Annotated in this window: 11 protein-coding genes; 3 read left to right on the top strand and 8 right to left on the bottom strand. The window is 67.9% G+C overall.

The genetic code is table 11. The annotated features are described in order from the left end of the window. Window positions 1–189 precede the first annotated feature (189 nt). Both CJZ98_RS05030 and CJZ98_RS05025 read left to right on the top strand, forming a co-directional pair. A complete protein-coding gene (locus tag CJZ98_RS05030; RefSeq protein ID WP_198537503.1) occupies window positions 190–1,407 on the top strand; it encodes an FIST signal transduction protein in 1,218 nt (405 codons plus the stop codon). Next, window positions 1,407–3,749 (top strand): putative bifunctional diguanylate cyclase/phosphodiesterase, encoded by a 2,343-nt coding sequence (locus CJZ98_RS05025; protein WP_094588985.1) that lies wholly within the window; start codon window positions 1,407–1,409, stop codon window positions 3,747–3,749. Before CJZ98_RS05030 ends, CJZ98_RS05025 begins: the two co-directional genes overlap by 1 nt. A gap of 4 nt (window positions 3,750–3,753) precedes the next feature. On the opposite strand, the gene rplA is transcribed toward CJZ98_RS05025, so the two are convergent. The 6 genes from rplA to gloA form a co-directional block, all read right to left on the bottom strand. Next, entirely contained in the window at window positions 3,754–4,461 is a 708-nt protein-coding gene (rplA, locus tag CJZ98_RS05020) for a 50S ribosomal protein L1 (RefSeq protein ID WP_094588984.1), read from the bottom strand. 104 nt (window positions 4,462–4,565) lie between these two features. Beyond that, window positions 4,566–4,991 carry a 50S ribosomal protein L11 gene (gene rplK / locus CJZ98_RS05015; RefSeq protein WP_094588982.1) on the bottom strand — a complete coding sequence of 142 codons (426 nt, stop codon included), beginning with the start codon at window positions 4,989–4,991 and terminating at the stop codon, window positions 4,566–4,568. A gap of 135 nt (window positions 4,992–5,126) precedes the next feature. Next, window positions 5,127–5,801, bottom strand: coding sequence for a transcription termination/antitermination protein NusG (gene nusG, locus CJZ98_RS05010; RefSeq protein WP_390625480.1), 675 nt, complete (start codon window positions 5,799–5,801; stop codon window positions 5,127–5,129). 52 nt (window positions 5,802–5,853) lie between these two features. Next, entirely contained in the window at window positions 5,854–6,108 is a 255-nt protein-coding gene (gene secE / locus CJZ98_RS05005) for a preprotein translocase subunit SecE (RefSeq protein WP_094588980.1), read from the bottom strand. 156 nt (window positions 6,109–6,264) lie between these two features. Next, window positions 6,265–9,180, bottom strand: coding sequence for an ATP-dependent Clp protease ATP-binding subunit (locus CJZ98_RS05000; RefSeq protein WP_094588978.1), 2,916 nt, complete (start codon window positions 9,178–9,180; stop codon window positions 6,265–6,267). Further along, entirely contained in the window at window positions 9,170–9,571 is a 402-nt protein-coding gene (gene gloA, locus CJZ98_RS04995) for a lactoylglutathione lyase (RefSeq protein WP_094588976.1), read from the bottom strand. Before gloA ends, CJZ98_RS05000 begins: the two co-directional genes overlap by 11 nt. 167 nt (window positions 9,572–9,738) lie before the next feature. Between gloA and eno the strand changes: the two genes are divergently transcribed. Then, window positions 9,739–11,031, top strand: coding sequence for a phosphopyruvate hydratase (eno, locus tag CJZ98_RS04990; RefSeq protein WP_094588974.1), 1,293 nt, complete (start codon window positions 9,739–9,741; stop codon window positions 11,029–11,031). Window positions 11,032–11,190: 159 nt separating this feature from the next. Here the strand turns inward: eno and CJZ98_RS04985 are convergent, their stop codons facing one another. Together CJZ98_RS04985 and CJZ98_RS04980 are read right to left on the bottom strand one after the other, a co-directional pair. Further along, window positions 11,191–13,791, bottom strand: coding sequence for an arylsulfatase (locus CJZ98_RS04985; RefSeq protein ID WP_232756214.1), 2,601 nt, complete (start codon window positions 13,789–13,791; stop codon window positions 11,191–11,193). Further along, the gene (locus tag CJZ98_RS04980; protein ID WP_332835042.1) at window positions 13,784–14,770 is read right to left on the bottom strand and encodes a formylglycine-generating enzyme family protein; all 987 of its coding nucleotides are present in this window, start codon (window positions 14,768–14,770) and stop codon (window positions 13,784–13,786) included. Before CJZ98_RS04980 ends, CJZ98_RS04985 begins: the two co-directional genes overlap by 8 nt. Window positions 14,771–15,523: the final 753 nt, after the last annotated feature.

Below are 15,523 nucleotides of genomic sequence, written 5' to 3'. Positions count from 1 at the left end.
ATGAAGCTCTCGCGTGCACCTCGGCAGGGTTTACGGCCCGGAGGGAAATCCCGCTGGACTGACCTGCTGTCTGGGGTCGGGCGCGTGCCCTTCTGGACGAATCCAGTCCCTTAAGCTACCCCATGGCCATTCCCCCTATCCGTAGGCTGGCCACGGCCAGCCAATTTAGGTTGAGCCTCACTGTCGCCGATGGGCGCCATGCTTAGCTTCTGCTCCGGCAACACCCGCTCCGTGAATACCCAGCGGGCGGTGCTTGAGGCCCTGGAACTGGCGGGGATCGAGCGCCGGGGCAGCCCCGACCTGGTGCTGTTCAATGCCGCCGTCGGCCACGACCTCGCCAAACTGTCGGCGGCGATTCAGGCGGAATGCCCCGGCACCCGGGTGCTGGGGGCGTCCTGCGCCGGCGTGGTCGGACGGGATGGTCCGGGTGAGTCCATGCACGACATCGCCCTGATGGCCATCCATGGCGAGGGAGCCTGCATCAGCCACGTCGACGGCCTGTTCGGCTCCAGCTCCTACGCCAAGGGGGTCGAGCTGGCCGAGGGCCTGCTGGCAGCGCCTCGGCCGGTGCACATGCTCTACCTGCTCGCCTCCGGCATCGATATCGCCAACGACCAACTGATCGCCGGCATCGAGTCGGTGCTCGGGCCCGATGTGGTGATCTTCGGAGCCACCTCATCCGACCAGATGCAGGGCGTGGCCACCTTCCAGTGCATCGACGGGCAGCTCTACAAGCACGCCGCCTTCGCGGTGGGCATCTGGGATCCCAGCCTGGAGGTCGAGACCCAGGCCAGTCACGGTTTCGTGGCCGTGGGGACGCCCCTGCGGGTCACCCGCCGCGAAGGCAACCGCATCATCGAGCTGAACGGCCAAGCGGCCTGGCCGGTGTTCCTCGAACGCCTGGGCCTGCCGCCTGAAGCCCGGGAGGCCGACACGATCCCGATCGGTGCTCTGGCCGAAGCTCTGCCTGTCGCCCTGGCCGCGGAATACGGCAACGACCACATCCTTCGCGCGGTGACTCACCACTCGGAGCAGGGTGAGATCATCTACGCCACAGCCTGCGCGGAGGGGACCGACCTCTGGCTCACCGTGCGCGATGAGGAGCGGATCTTCAGCGACATGGAGCGGATGTTGCAGGCGATGGACTCACGCCAGCCAGGGCGCACACCTGTGGCCGTCTTCCATGCCGACTGCCTGGCACGGGGCCGTCGCCTGTTCGCCCGGGTGATGAAGGAAGAGCTGGTTCACCTCATGCAGGAGCCCTTCACCCACGAAGGAGCAGTGCCACCGTGGCTCGGCATGTATGGATTCGGCGAGTACGCTCGACTGGGCGGCCGCAACGCCTATCACAACTACACCACGGCCCTGGCGGCACTCTACCGCCGCAACGGTGCCGACGGCAGCTGATGGTGTCCGAATCACTGCCGTCACCCCAGGCCAGGGGACCGCGGGCTTTCCACAGCACGGATTACATCCGCCTGCAACAGGAGCTGATCGCCGTACGCACCAGCTTCGACCGGCAGATCGCCCAACTCACCCGACTCAACCGGATCTCCAATACGCTGCTCTCCCTGCAGCAGGGGGGGCATGGCCTTCAGGTCTTCGCGGAGACCATCCCCGATGTGCTGGATATGGCCATTGGTGTTGTCTGGGAGCTGAGTGGGCGCCAGGTGGTTGACCATTCCGCCTGCGGCCTTGACCTCGAGGGCAAGGACTGGCGGCATCTCAGCCTGGAGCTACTCGATCGGCTACTGGCTCACGAGACCCACGAAACCATCCGGGCCGATGCCGCAGAGATCCCGCTGCTTGCCCAGAGCGACCTCTGCGATGTGCTGATCTGCCGCTGCATCAACGGCGAGAACCAATGCATCGGTGTGGTGATGGCGGCCAACACCGTCACCCTGTCCGGCATGTTTGACCCCATCAGCAACGAGACGCTGGCGGTGCTCACCCAGGTGGCCGAACGCTTCGCCGCCCACCTCGAGATACGCCGCTTCCACGATCTGCTCGACCTGCGGCTGCAGGAGCTCAAGGATTCCGAGGAACGTCTGCTGCGTGTGCTGCAGGGCACCAACGACGGCTGGTGGGACTGGGATCTCAGCAGCAATCTCTGCCTGGTGTCGAGCCGCTGGATCGCCATGCTCGGCGGCGAGAGCCGTGAACCGCAGCTGCGCGAGGGTTTCTGGCTGGAATGCATCCAGCCCTCGGATCGCGACCGCTTCGAACGGAACCTGAGACAGGCCCTGGAGGGGCAAGGCGCTGACACACTCGAACAGGAGATGGAACTGTGCCGCAAGGATGGCCGCGCCCTGCCGGTGCTGGTGCGGGGCACCGTGAGCCACGATGACCAGGGCCAGGCGGTCCGGTTCTCAGGCACGATCCTGGACCTCACCGAGCGCAAGCGGCATGAGGCGCACGTGCACCGCCTCGCCTTCTACGACGACCTCACCGAACTACCCAACCGCCGCGGCCTGATGGATCAGCTGCCGGGAGCGATCGCCAGCTTCCAGACCACAGGGCAGCGGATGGCTCTGGTGATGATCGATCTGGACGGTTTCAAGACTCTCAACGACACCTACGGCCATGCCGCCGGTGATCAGATGTTGCGCATCGTCGGCCAGCGCCTGCGCCAGCGCCTGCGCAACAACGATCTGGTGGCACGGCTGGGCGGCGATGAATTCATGGTGGTGCTCCATGCCCTCGGCCAGGACCTGCAGACTGCGCAGGCGAGGGCCCGGGGGGTGGCCGAGGAGATCCTTGACCAGCTGAGCCAGCCCTACCAGTTGGATGTGGGCATCAGCCATCACAGCGCCAGCATCGGGGTGGCCGTGATCGACCACCGCAGCGCCACGGCCTCGGACCTGATGCAACATGCCGATGTGGCGCTCTACGAGTCCAAGGGAGCAGGACGGGCAACGGTGCGGGTGTTCAACACGCACATGCAGGAACAGGTCACCCGTCGAGTGCGGCTGGAGCAGGAGCTGCGCACCTCCATCGAGCAACAGGAGCTGGCCCTGCACCTCCAGGGCATCGTCAATGGCGCGGGGATTCTCAGCGGGGCCGAGGCGCTGTTGCGCTGGCCTCGCTCGGGGGGCCCGGTAGTGAAACCCGATGACTTCATTGCCATCGCCGAGGATTCAGGCCTGATTCACACGATCGGCGAGTGGAGCCTGATGCGCGTGGGCGCTGTGCTGCGGCAGTGGAGCGCGGAACTTCCAGCAGACTTCCGTATCTCCGTGAACCTGAGCCCCAACCAGTTTCTACATCCACAATTCGTGGAACGCACCCTGCAGCAATTGCAGGATGCAGGCATCGAGAGCCTGCGACTCAAGCTAGAAATCACAGAGGCGACAATAATGGACGATCTCGACAAAGTCACCGAACGCATGAACCACCTACGCGATCATGGCGTGGAATTCTCCCTCGACGATTTCGGCACGGGCTACTCCTCGATCAGCTATCTACGCCAACTGCCATTCAAGGAAGTGAAGATCGACAAGAGCTACGTGCAGAGGTTTCTCTCCAACCCCAACGACGACGCCGTCATTCGCTCAGTTGTGAGTCTGTGCCAGTCGCTGGGGATGGATGTTGTTGCCGAAGGAATCGAAACGGAGGAGCAGTGGCACCGCTTGCGCGACTACGGCTGCGACCGCTTCCAGGGCTACCTGTTCAGCCTGCCGAGGGAGCCTGGACCCACGGGCCCAGGCTCCCTGTTGCATCCCCGCTGGCAGCAAACCAGCCAGGACTAGGCCCTCAGGACTCCTGCTTGATGTCCTGCAGGGCCGCAACATCCACCTCCACGGAGGGGCCCATGGTGGAGGTGATGTAGAGGCTCTTCCAGTAGCGACCCTTGGCACCGCTGGGCTTGTTGCGGTCGATGGTCTCCTGCAGGGCCTTGAGGTTATCGAGCAGCTTGGCGGCATCGAAGCTGGCCTTGCCGAAGCGCACGTGCACGATGCCGGTGCGGTCGGCGCGGAACTCGAGTTTGCCGGCCTTGAACTCGTTGATGGCGCCCGCGAGATCGGTGGTCACGGTGCCGGCCTTGGGGTTCGGCATCAGGCCGCGGGGACCGAGCACCCGGCCCAGCTTGGCCACCTTGGGCATCATGTCCGGGGTGGCGATCAGCAGGTCGAAGTTCATCTCGCCCTTGGCGATGATCTCCACCAGCTCGTCGTCACCCGCCAGGTCGGCGCCGGCGGCCTTGGCCTCGGCCACCTTCTCGCCGCGGGCGATCACGGCAATGCGGATGGTCTGGCCGGTGCCGTGGGGCAGAGCCACGGTGGTGCGCAGCTGCTGGTCGGTGTACTTGGGATCGATGCCGAGGCGCGCGTGGGCCTCGAGGGTCTCATCGAACTTGGCGTTGGCGTTGGCCTTCACCAGTTCCACCGCTTCCAGCGGAGCGTAGGTGCGGTCTTCGACCGTCTTGGTGAGGGCGTTGAAGCGCTTGGAAATTTTGGGCATGACAGGAGTGGGGTGCGGGCGACCGGTATCGGTCTCCCCCGGTGGGGTGGATGGGGACGGAACTCAGCGGCAGGCCGGGCGGATGGCCGGACAGCCGATGGGACTCAGTCGGTGATGGCGACGCCCATGTTGCGGGCGGTGCCTTCGATGATGCGCTGGGCCGCCTCGAGGTTGGAGGTGTTGAGGTCGGGCAGCTTGGTCTTGGCGATCTCCTCGAGCTGGGCGCGGCTGATGGCGCCGACACCGCCCTTGGAGGAGGTCGCGGCACCTTTCTCGATGCCGGCCGCCTTGGAGATCAGCACGGAGGCGGGCGGGGTCTTGGTGATGAAGGTGAAGCTGCGGTCTTCGAAGACCGAGATCTCCACCGGGATCACGTACCCGGCCTTCTCCTGCGTGCGGGCGTTGTACTCCTTGCAGAACGCCATGATGTTGACGCCGTGCTGACCGAGGGCGGGGCCCACCGGCGGCGCGGGGTTGGCTTTGCCGGCCTGGAGGGCCAGCTTGATCACGGCTACGACTTTTTTGGCCATCGGCTGGGCTGCGGAACGGGTTTCCCCGCGAGGGGAATCTGCGGATCGCCGAACCTAGGGCAACGGCGGTGCGGCGCTCCCCCGCGGGCGGGGGATCACCTGGGGCCGCCCTCCGCAGGGAGGCGGCCGTGGCGATCAGCTCTGTTTGCTGATCTGGGAGAACTCGAGTTCCACCGGGGTCTCCCGGCCGAAGATCGAGAGCAGGGCCTTGAGCTTGCTGCGCTCGCCCGACACCTCGATCACCTCGCCCTGGAAGTCCTTGAACGGTCCGGCGGTGACCAGGATCTGATCGCCCTCGGCCAGATCCACCTTGACCACGGGCTTCTTCTCGGCGGCGCGCTTGAAGATGCGGTCGACTTCCTGACGGCTGAGGGGGCGGGGCTTGATGTGGCCACGGGCCTTGCCGGTGGCGCGCCGGTCTTCGGCGCCCACGAAGTTGATCACGTTCGGGGTGCTGCGCACGGCCATCATCGTGTCCTCGTCGAGAACCATGCGCACCAGCACGTAGCCGGGAAACACCTTCTCCTCGGTGCCCTGGCGGCTGCCGTCCTTCTTGATCTTGACGGCTGGGGTCTGGGGGATCTCGATCTCGAGGATGCGGTTGTCCACGCCCAGGGTCACGGCGCGCTGCTCGAGGGTCGCCTTCACCTTCTTCTCACAGCTGGAGGCCACCTGCACGGCGTACCAGCGAGCCACCTGGGCCCGGGGCGCCGCCTCACCGGCCTCGGGGGCCGCGGCGCCGGCCAGATCCAGCACGGTCCCGGCGTCAGTGGAGGCGAGATCGGTGGTGGTCAGGTCGACGTCGGACACAGGCGGGGGCGGCGGGAAAGAGGACGAGAACGGCGGGACGGGCGGGCCCGGCTCAGCGGAAGACCTGGGTATTGGCCCAGCTGTAGAAGCGATCCACGGCGGCAATGGCGAAGGCCGAGAGGGTCACCATCAGGATCACCGCCAGGGATTCGCTGAACAGCTGCTGGCGACTGGGCCAGACCACCTTGCGCAGCTCCTCGAGGCTGGTGGCCACGAAGCCCGTCTTCGGCGTCTCGGTGGGGCTCACCGGATCGCCGCTGGGCGCCGTGGTGCCGGGCGCCGTATCAGCCGTATCAGTGGATGTCACCGTCGGGTCCGGGGGGCTGGGGGATGTCGGTCGACTGGGGGAGCTGGGGTCCCCAGGTGATCGCGCGGCACTGGGGCGGCGCGGACCGGCAAACAGTCACCCTACCGGACGTCGTTCCGGGGCCGGTAGGGCAGGAGAATTGGGCTGGCCAGCCGTTCAGGGGAGCGGGGTGAAGGCCAGCCGGTCGGCGCCGGAACCCGCACTGCCCTCACCGGCGACACTGACCCGCACGCCGCGGGCGCCGCTGAAGTGCTCCTCCAGCAGCTCGGTGGCCAGCGGGTTCTCGATCGCCCGGCGCAGCAGGCGCCGCAACGGCCGGGCGCCGTACTCCGGCTCGTAGCCCTGGCGGGCCAGCAGCGGCAGCACCGGCGGGTCGACCTCCAGCTCCAGGCCCTGCTCCCGCAGCAGCAGCGCCAGCTCCGCCAGTTGCAGACGCACGATCCGCTCCAGATCGGCCGGCTGCAGGGGCCGGAAGCGGATCACCTCGTCGATCCGGTTGAGGAACTCGGGGCGGAAATGGCTGGCCAGGGCCCGCTCGATCGCTGCGGCCAAGGTCGCCTCGCGGGCCTCGGACTCAACCTCCGCCCCCGGCCCCCCGACGCCGGCCTGATCCCGGGCGCTGTCGAGGATGGCGCGGCTGGCCAGGTTGCTGGTCATCACCACCACGGTGTGGCGGAAGTCCACGGTGCGGCCCTGGGAATCGGTGAGGCGGCCGTCGTCGAGCACCTGCAGCAGCACGTTGAACACATCCGGGTGGGCCTTCTCCACCTCATCGAGCAGCAGCACCGCATAGGGGCGCCGCCGCACCGCCTCGGTGAGCTGGCCGCCCTCCTCGTAGCCCACGTAGCCGGGGGGGGCCCCCAACAGCCGGGCCACGGCGTTGCGCTCCATGAACTCGCTCATGTCGAGCCGCACCAGGGCCTCCTCCTCGTCGAACAGGGAGGCGGCCAGGGCCTTGGCCAGCTCGGTCTTGCCCACACCGGTAGGGCCCAGGAACAGGAACGAGCCCACGGGCCGGCGGGGATCCTTCATGCCGGCCCGGGCCCGGCGGATCGCCGCGGCCACGGCCGCCACGGCCTCGGGCTGGCCGATCACCCGCTCGCCCAACCGGGCCTCCAGCTCCAGCAGCTTCTGGCGATCGCCGGCCAGCAGCCGCTGCACCGGGATGCCGGTCCAGCGGGCCACCACGTCGGCGATGTCACCGGCCTCCACCTGCTCCCGCAGCAGCGACTGGCCACTGGCCTGGTCGGCCTGGAGCAGGGCCTCCAGCTCGCTGCGTCGCTGCTGCACCCCATGCAGTTGGTCGTACTGCAGCCGGGCGGCCTCCTCCAAGTCGCCATCGCGCTCGGCCTCGGCAATGGCCTGGCGCAGGGCCTCGTCCTCGGCCAGCAGCTGGCGCAGCTCGGCCAGCTGTTCGCGCTCGCCCTGCCAGCGCTGCTGCAGCTCCTGCAGCCGCTCGGCGGCGACGCGCCGCTGCTCCTGCAGCTGGGTGCGCTCGGCCAACGGTGCCGTCTCGGCGGCCAGCAGGGCCAGCTCCACCCGGCGCAGCTCGCTTTCTGCCTCCTCCACCAGCCGCGGCTTGGAGGTCACCTCCATCTTCAGCTGGGCAGCGGCCTCATCGATCAGGTCGATGGCCGAATCGGGCAGGCAGCGGTCGGCGATGTAGCGGTCGGCCAGGCGGCTGGCGGCCACCACGGCCCCGTCGGCGATCGCCACGCCGTGGTGCAGCTCGTAGCGCTCCTTGAGGCCCCGCAGGATCAGGGTGCTCTCCTCGATGCCAGGCTCCTTGATCAGCACCTGCTGGAAGCGGCGGTTGAGGGCCGGGTCCTTCTCCACGCTGCGGCTGTATTCCTCGGGGGTGGTGGCGCCGATGCAGCGCAGTTCGCCCCGGGCCAGGGCCGGCTTGAGGATGCTGCCGGCGTCGCTGCCGGAGCGCTCGCTGCTCACCACCGCGTGCAGCTCGTCGATGAACAGGATCACGCCGGCCTCCCCAGGGGTGGCATCGGCGTCGGCCACCTCCTGGAGCACGCTGCGCAGGCGCTCCTCGAACTGGCCGCGGAACTTGGCGCCGGCGATCAGGGCGCCCATGTCCAGGGCGATCAGGCGCTGACCCCGCAGCGAATCGGGCACCTCACCGGCCACGATCCGCTGGGCCAGCAGCTCGGCGATGGCGGTCTTGCCGACGCCGGGCTCGCCGATCAGCACCGGGTTGTTCTTGCCCCGGCGCGAGAGCACCTGGATCAGGCGACGGATCTCGGTATCGCGGCCGATCACCGGATCGAGCTGACCGGCGCGGGCCGCGGCGGTGAGGTCACGGCCGAACTGCTCCAGGGCGCCGGGTTCGCGCTCCAGGGTGAGTCCGCCGTCACCCGCCTCACCGCTGGCCTCGCTGGCCCCGCCCGACCCCGCCGGACGGGGCTGCGACGCCACGGACCTGGGGGATCGCCCCCCAGCCGGACTGGCCGCAGGGGGAAAGACCTCGGCGGCCTGGGGCCGCTCGGGGCGGCGCGGCACGGCCGGCAGCGACGGCGCCGGAGGACCGGTGGCCGGCCGGCCGCCGGAGCCGGCAGCCCCAGGCCGCAGCTGGCGCAGCAGGATCTCCTCGCTCAGCCCCGCCTCGGCCAGCAGGGCCGCCCCGATCCGCGGCTCATCCAGCAGGGCCAGGAGCAGGTGGGGCACATCGAGCAGGCGCGAGCCCCAGGCGGCACGGCGCCGATCGGCGTCCTCCAGAAGATCTTCAAGCGCATCGCCGATGAACAGCTCACGGCCGCTGCCCGAGGGCAGATCGGCACAGAAATCCTCGAGGCGATCCAGCAGCCGGCCGGTGTCCAGCGGCAGGGGATCGATCCAGGCGGCGTAGGGCGGTTCGGAGAGCAGAACCTGCAGCAGGTGCTCCACATCCATCTGGCCGTGGCGCCAGCGGCGGGCCGCGTCCTGGCTGGCCAGCAGCAGCTCCCAGGCCGCGTCGCTGAAGCGCTCGGGCGTGCTGGTGAGGGAGCCGCGCTCCGGGCCAGCGCCGGAGGTCGGGACGGCGCCCGGGGGGACGCCAGCGCCGCCGAAATCAGGCCCCATGGGCCCTCGAGGCGAGTTCGATCAGTTCCACCTTGTAGCCGTCGGGATCCTCCGCGAAGGCGATCACCGTGGTGCCGTGCTGCTTCGGCCCGGGCTCGCGCACCACCCGACCGCCCTTGGCGCGGATGGCCTCACAGGTGGTCACGATGTCGTCGACTCCCAGGGCGATGTGGCCATAGCCGGTGCCGATCTCGTAGTGGCTGGTGTCCCAGTTGTGGGTGAGCTCCAGCACCGTGTGGTCGCTCTCCTCCCCGTAGCCCACAAAGGCCAGGGTGTAGCGGCCGCCGGGATAGTCCTTGCGGCGCAGCAGCCGCATGCCCAGCACCTCCGTGTAGAAGGCCAGCGAGCGCTCCAGGTCCCCGACCCGCAGCATGGTGTGGAGCAAACGCATGGAGGAGGTCAGCCGGGCGGCGCAGCCTTCCATTCTGGCCAGTGACGCCAGCGCCCGAACCGCCACGGCCCTGAGCGTCCGGGCCTGAAGGCCAATTTCGTGCCAACGATCACCAAAGGCCGGGCAGGGGCGACCCATAGGATCTGGCGCACAGACCCAAGGCCGCTGTGATCGACACCCTCGACCTCGTCATCGACACCATCGTGGCCCGGGAAGTGCTCGATTCCCGCGGCACCCCCACGGTGGAGGCCGAAGTGGTGCTTGAGGGCGGGGCCAGCGGCCGGGCGATCGTGCCCAGCGGCGCCAGCACCGGCGCCCACGAGGCCCACGAACTGCGCGACGGCGGCAGCCGCTACGCCGGCAAGGGCGTGCTGCAGGCGGTGAAGAACATCGAGGAGAAGATCGCCCCCGCCCTCTGCGGTTTCAGCGCCCTGGACCAGGGCACCGTGGACCAGGCGATGCGCGACCTGGACGGCAGCGACAACAAGAGCGCCCTGGGCGCCAACGCGATCCTGGCCGTAAGCCTGGCCACCTCCCGGGCCGCCGCCGCCGGCGTGGGCCTGCCCCTCTACCGCTACCTGGGCGGCCCGCTGGCCACCCTGCTGCCGGTGCCGCTGATGAACGTGATCAACGGCGGCGCCCACGCGGCCAACAGCCTGGACTTCCAGGAGTTCATGATCGTGCCCCACGGCGCCCCCAGCTTCCGCGAGGCGCTGCGCATGGGCACCGAGGTGTTCCACGTGCTCAAGGGCCTGCTCTCCGAGCGCGGCCTCAGCACCGCGGTGGGCGATGAGGGCGGCTTCGCCCCCGATCTCGGCAATGACGCCGCCGGCGACCTGCTGGTGCAGGCGATCGAAAAGGCCGGCTACCGCCCTGGCGACCAGATCTCCCTGGCCCTCGATGTGGCCAGCACCGAGTTCTACAAGGACGGCCGCTATGCCTTCGGCGGCGGCAGCTACAGCAGCGCCGAGATGGTGGAGGAGCTGGCCAAGCTGGTGAGCCGCTACCCGATCGTGTCAATCGAGGACGGCCTCGCTGAAGACGACTGGGACGGCTGGGCCCTGCTCACCGAGCGCCTGGGCAAGACCGTGCAGCTGGTGGGCGACGACCTGTTCGTGACCAACACCAGCCGCCTGCAGCGCGGCATCGACCTGGGGGTGGCCAACTCGATCCTGATCAAGGTGAACCAGATCGGCTCCCTCACCGAAACCCTGCAGGCGATCGACCTGGCCGGCCGCGCCGGCTACACGAGCGTGATCAGCCACCGCAGCGGCGAAACCGAGGACACCACGATCGCCGACCTGGCGGTGGCCACCCGCGCCGGCCAGATCAAGACCGGCTCCCTCAGCCGCAGCGAACGGGTCGCCAAGTACAACCAGCTGCTGCGCATCGAAGACGAGCTCGGCAGCCAGGCGGTCTATGCCGGCGCCGAGGACCGCGGCCCCCGGGGTAGGGGCTGAGGCCGCTGCGCTGACAGGCCCTCTCCTGGCCGGGCCGCCAGCTCAGCGCCCCCGCTATCCCGCACCTAAGCCGATCCAGGGCATGACCAGGGCCGTGGCCCAAACGGCCCCTGGGCGTGATGCCCTGGATCGGCGATCAGCACAGGCCTGACCAGCGCCCTATTCGCTCAGCCGGTTGTTGCGCATCGCCGCCTCAAGGCTCTTGATGTCTGCAGGGGACAACTGGGGCCGATCGATCTTGATCGTCAGCTTGTTGAGCGTGCCGGTGAACCGGAACGGCGGCTGGTAGTCGGCGTCGTTGACACCGGTGAGGGTGTCGGAGCCGATGTCGAAGCTCTCATCCCACTGCAGGATCATCGGCAGGGTTTTCTCCATGGTTTTGGTAGCCACCGCCTTGCCGTCGACCTTGAGGGTGCCGGTGCCGGGGCGGCCGACGCCGCTGAAGTCGTTGAAGGCCAGGGTGCCAGCCCCCTTGCCGTCGTAGACGAAATCAAACTCCACCTTGTGCCTGCCCGGGGTGAGCGGCTCGGTGCCCTCCCACTTCAGGCGCTCCAGATCCACCATGTTCCAGAGCCAAACCGGTCTGTTGTTTTTCAGGTAGAAGCCGTAGCCACCGAAGCGGCCCCCCGAGGTGAGCAGCATGCCCTCGGCCCCACTGGCCGGCACGTCGATGTCGGCGGTAACGGTGTAAGAGGTGTTGAGCAGAACGGGCGAATCGCCCTGGGGCAGCCCCACCATCGGGCGGGTGTAGACGAAGCTGTTGCGGCCAGCGGTGATGTTGGGCCGTGGCGCCACGATGCGCGCCGCCACCGAAGCATCGAGTGGGAACACCTGATACTTCTTCGCCTCAGCGATGAACGCCTGCTTCAGCTCCTTCACCTTCTGGGGATTCTGCGCAGCCAGATCGGTGGTCTGACTGAAGTCTTTGTTCAGGTTGTAGAGCTCCAGGGTCTGATTGTTGAGGGGATCGGGGTTGGCCGGGCCGAAGGCGTCCCAGGGGGCGCGGTTCACCTTGGTACTCAGCAGCCAGCCGTCGTCGTAGAGGGCCCACTGGCCGAACATCTCGAAGTACTGGGTCTTGTGGCGTGAGGGCACCTTGGCATTCTTCGCATCAAAGGTGTAGACGAAGCTGGTGCCCTCGATCGGTTTCTGGGGGATGCCATCCACCACCTCGGGCGCCCGCAGACCAGCCGCCTCCAGGATCGTGGGCACCACGTCGATCACGTGCACGAACTGCTCACGCAGGCCGCCCCTGTCCTTGATGCGCGCCGGCCACGACACCACCATGTTCTGGTTGACGCCGCCCAGTTTGGAAGCGTTCTGTTTGAACCAGGTGAACGGGGTGTCGAAGGCCCAGGACCAGCCCGCTGACATGTGGTTGTAGGTCTGCTCGGTGCCCCAGACGTCGATGAACTTGGATTGCACCTCGACGGGCAGCTTATTGAGGCCATTGAAGAAGGCCACTTCGTTGGGGGTGCCCAACGGACCGCCTTCGGCGCTGGTGCCGTTATCGCCGTTGATGTAGATCACCAATGTGTTATCGAGCTTGCCGAGGTCGTCAAACTGCTGGATCACCCGGCCGATCTCGTAATCGCTGTAGGCGGCGTAGGCGGCGAACACCTCCACCTGGCGGATGAACAGTTTCTGGGCTTCCGGGCTCAGCTTGTCCCAGGGGGTGATCACATCGGCGGGCCAGGGTTCCAGCTTGGCGTCCTTCGGAATCACGCCGAGCCGCTTCTGGTTGGCGAAGATCCGTTCCCGCAGTTTCTCGTAGCCGTCATCAAAAAGATGCATGGCATGGATCCTGTCCACCCACTCCTTGGTGGGGTGGTGGGGGGCATGGGTAGCGCCTGGTGCGTACTTGATGAACAGCGGCTTGCTGGGGTTGATCTGGTGCATCCGCGTCATGTAGTCGATGGCGTCATCGGCCATCTCGGTGACCAGATTCCAGGTGCCGGGATCCTTGCCCTCAAACGGATAGATCTGCGTGGTGTTGCGGAACAGGTTCGGCTGCCACTGGTTGGCGTCACCGCCCACGAATCCGTAGAAGTACTCGAAGCCCATGCCGGTGGGCCACTGATCAAACGGCCCGGCCTGGCTGGCCTGGAAAGCGGGCACGTTGTGGTCCTTGCCGAACCAGGCGGTGGCGTAGCCGTTGTCCTTGAGCAGCCGGCCGATCGTGGCCTTGTCGCGCTCGATGATGCTGTTGTACCCAGGGAAGCCGGTGGACTGCTCCGAGATCACCCCGAACCCAGCGGAGTGGTGGTTGCGGCCGGTGATCAGGGCAGCGCGGGTGGGGGAGCACAGCGCCGTGGAGAACATGCGGTTGTAGCGGAGCCCCGCCTTGGCGATGCGGTCCATCGCCGGGGTGGGGATGACGCCGCCGAAGGTGCTGGGCACCCCGAATCCGGCGTCGTCGGTGATGATCAGCAGCACGTTGGGCGCGCTCTGCGGCGGCACGATCCGCGGCGCCCACCACGGTTTGGATTGCAGGGCGCCGTCCTTGATCACCCCACCGAAGGGTGGGGATGGGGCCGGGAGCTGGTTGCCGGGGAGTGTGGTGGTGGCATTGGGGGCTCCGGGGGTGCCGCTGATCCGTTGGGCGGCAGCCGGCACCCAGCCCACCTGCCAGCCCACCAGCACGACCACCAGGGCCAGGGCCCCGAGGCGGCGCACCAGGCCGGGGGTGCCGGAGACACTGAACCAGGCCAGGAGACGACGGATCCGGGCGAATCGGGCGTTGGAGGGGGAATCAGCCACGGAGGGGCAGCGGGGAGGGCAGGGAAGGGGAGGCCAGGGGAGCGGCCAGGCGGAAGCCGATGTGGGAGGTGCCGGTGTCCGGGCTCTGGGCCTCGCGGGCAGCAGGCCGGTAGCGGCTGCAGTAGTCGGGGGAGCAGAGGAAGGAGCCGCCCTTGATCACGTGCTTGGCCACGCCCGGATCGCGAGGATCCCCCGTGGCCACCGCAGCGCTGACCACGGGATCGGCGCGATTCGCCTGGGCTTCATGGCCAGGCTCATACCAGTCCTCGGTCCACTCCCAGACGTTGCCGGTCATGTCGAAGAGGCCGTAGCCGTTCGGCGTGAACGAGGCCACCGGGGCCGTGCCGGAGAATCCATCCTCGGCCGTATTGCGGATCGGGAACGGCCCCTGCCAGGTGTTGGCCCGGCGCGGGTTCCAGGTGTTGCCCCAGGCATAAACCTGATCGCTCAGGCCGCCCCGGGCCGCAAATTCCCACTGGGCCTCGCTGGGCAGGGAGGCCCCTGCCCAGGCGGCGTAGGCCTCCGCGTCCTCGTAGGCCACCTGGACCACGGGATGGTCGTCCAGGGCGGCGAGCGTGCTGTCCGGTCCGGCCGGGTGGCGCCAGTCGGCCCCCGGAACCCAGTGCCACCAGCTCAGCTCCTCGATCGGCCCGTGCCCGGAGACGGGCCGAAAGACCAGCGAACCCGGTGCGCGCTCGGCCGGCGCCAGGTCGGGGAACTGCTCGATCGAGAGGGGGCGCTCCGCGACGGTGCGGTAGCCGGTGGCGGCCACGAAGGCGGCGAACTCCCGGTTCGTCACCTCATGGGCACCGAGGCAGAAGGGGGAGAGGCGAACCCCGCCCGCGGCGCGCTCCTCCCCCAGTTGCCCCGCGGCTCCGATGCGAAACTGGCCCGCAGGGATCGGCACCATGCCCGCCGGGCAGGCCGATGCCGTCGCCGCCTGGGCCAGCAGCGGCCGCATGAAGAGAACCGCCAGCACGACCGGGAGCAACCAGATCAGTTCAGGCCGAGGCATTGAGGCTCGGCCGTGCACAGGTGAACGGATCGCAGGAGTGGAGGCGCAACTGGGTCGCCATGTTCCGACATCTTCAACGGGAAGCCTGACCAGCCACAACAGTCCTGGAAGGAGTCCTGCATTGGAAATTCACAGACTGCAGGATTGCCGCGAAGACAACGGGCAAACAGGGCGGCAACGCAGGTCCCGAAGCTGATGTCCCGGTCGTTCTGAATGATCGAGCCCTGGATGGGAGGGATGAAACAGCCCTGGCGGAACGCATCCATGCCGACACCCACCTGCGGGACATGGCGAGCACAGGTGGACGCCGGGGTGCTTCTAATTGCAATAACGCAATACCGCGATTCCGCGATTCCGCGATTCCGCAATCCCATAGTCCACGATGCCGCTGGGATCGCTGATCCTGCCCACCAGCATTCCCGGTCCTCTGCTGCTCGAAGGGAAAGGAGTCGAGAGCGTTGGCCGCCATCGCCTAGGCCGCCATTCCGGCGGACCCCTCCCCAGACCAGGGCGGCCCAAGTGTTTCGATATGCAACAGAATCGGGGCCTGGTCTTCCCTTTGGAGGCCTCGCTTCCCTTGTGCCAGCGTCGATCTGGGCCTCCTCCATAGCAGGCGCGGGCTGCTGAGCCCTTTTGGTGGATTTGCGCCCACCCCCTTGAAACGCGCCTAGGCGTGAGGTAACAGCCGGCGCCTGGCGCTGCGCCCACCGCTTCGGG

Origin of the sequence: Vulcanococcus limneticus LL, assembly GCF_002252705.1 — a bacterium.
Lineage (GTDB): Bacteria > Cyanobacteriota > Cyanobacteriia > PCC-6307 > Cyanobiaceae > Vulcanococcus > Vulcanococcus limneticus.
This window is presented reverse-complemented; position numbering and strand designations above follow the sequence as displayed.

What these genes read in the sequence shown, in the direction of transcription:
- CJZ98_RS05030 (WP_198537503.1), top strand. Translation starts at nt 190, where the DNA reads ATGGGCGCCATGCTTAGCTTCTGCTCCGGCAACACCCGCTCCGTGAAT.
- CJZ98_RS05025 (WP_094588985.1), top strand. Translation starts at nt 1,407, where the DNA reads ATGGTGTCCGAATCACTGCCGTCACCCCAGGCCAGGGGACCGCGGGCT.
- rplA (WP_094588984.1), bottom strand. Translation starts at nt 4,461, where the DNA reads ATGCCCAAAATTTCCAAGCGCTTCAACGCCCTCACCAAGACGGTCGAA.
- rplK (WP_094588982.1), bottom strand. Translation starts at nt 4,991, where the DNA reads ATGGCCAAAAAAGTCGTAGCCGTGATCAAGCTGGCCCTCCAGGCCGGC.
- CJZ98_RS05000 (WP_094588978.1), bottom strand. Translation starts at nt 9,180, where the DNA reads ATGGGGCCTGATTTCGGCGGCGCTGGCGTCCCCCCGGGCGCCGTCCCG.
- gloA (WP_094588976.1), bottom strand. Translation starts at nt 9,571, where the DNA reads ATGCGTTTGCTCCACACCATGCTGCGGGTCGGGGACCTGGAGCGCTCG.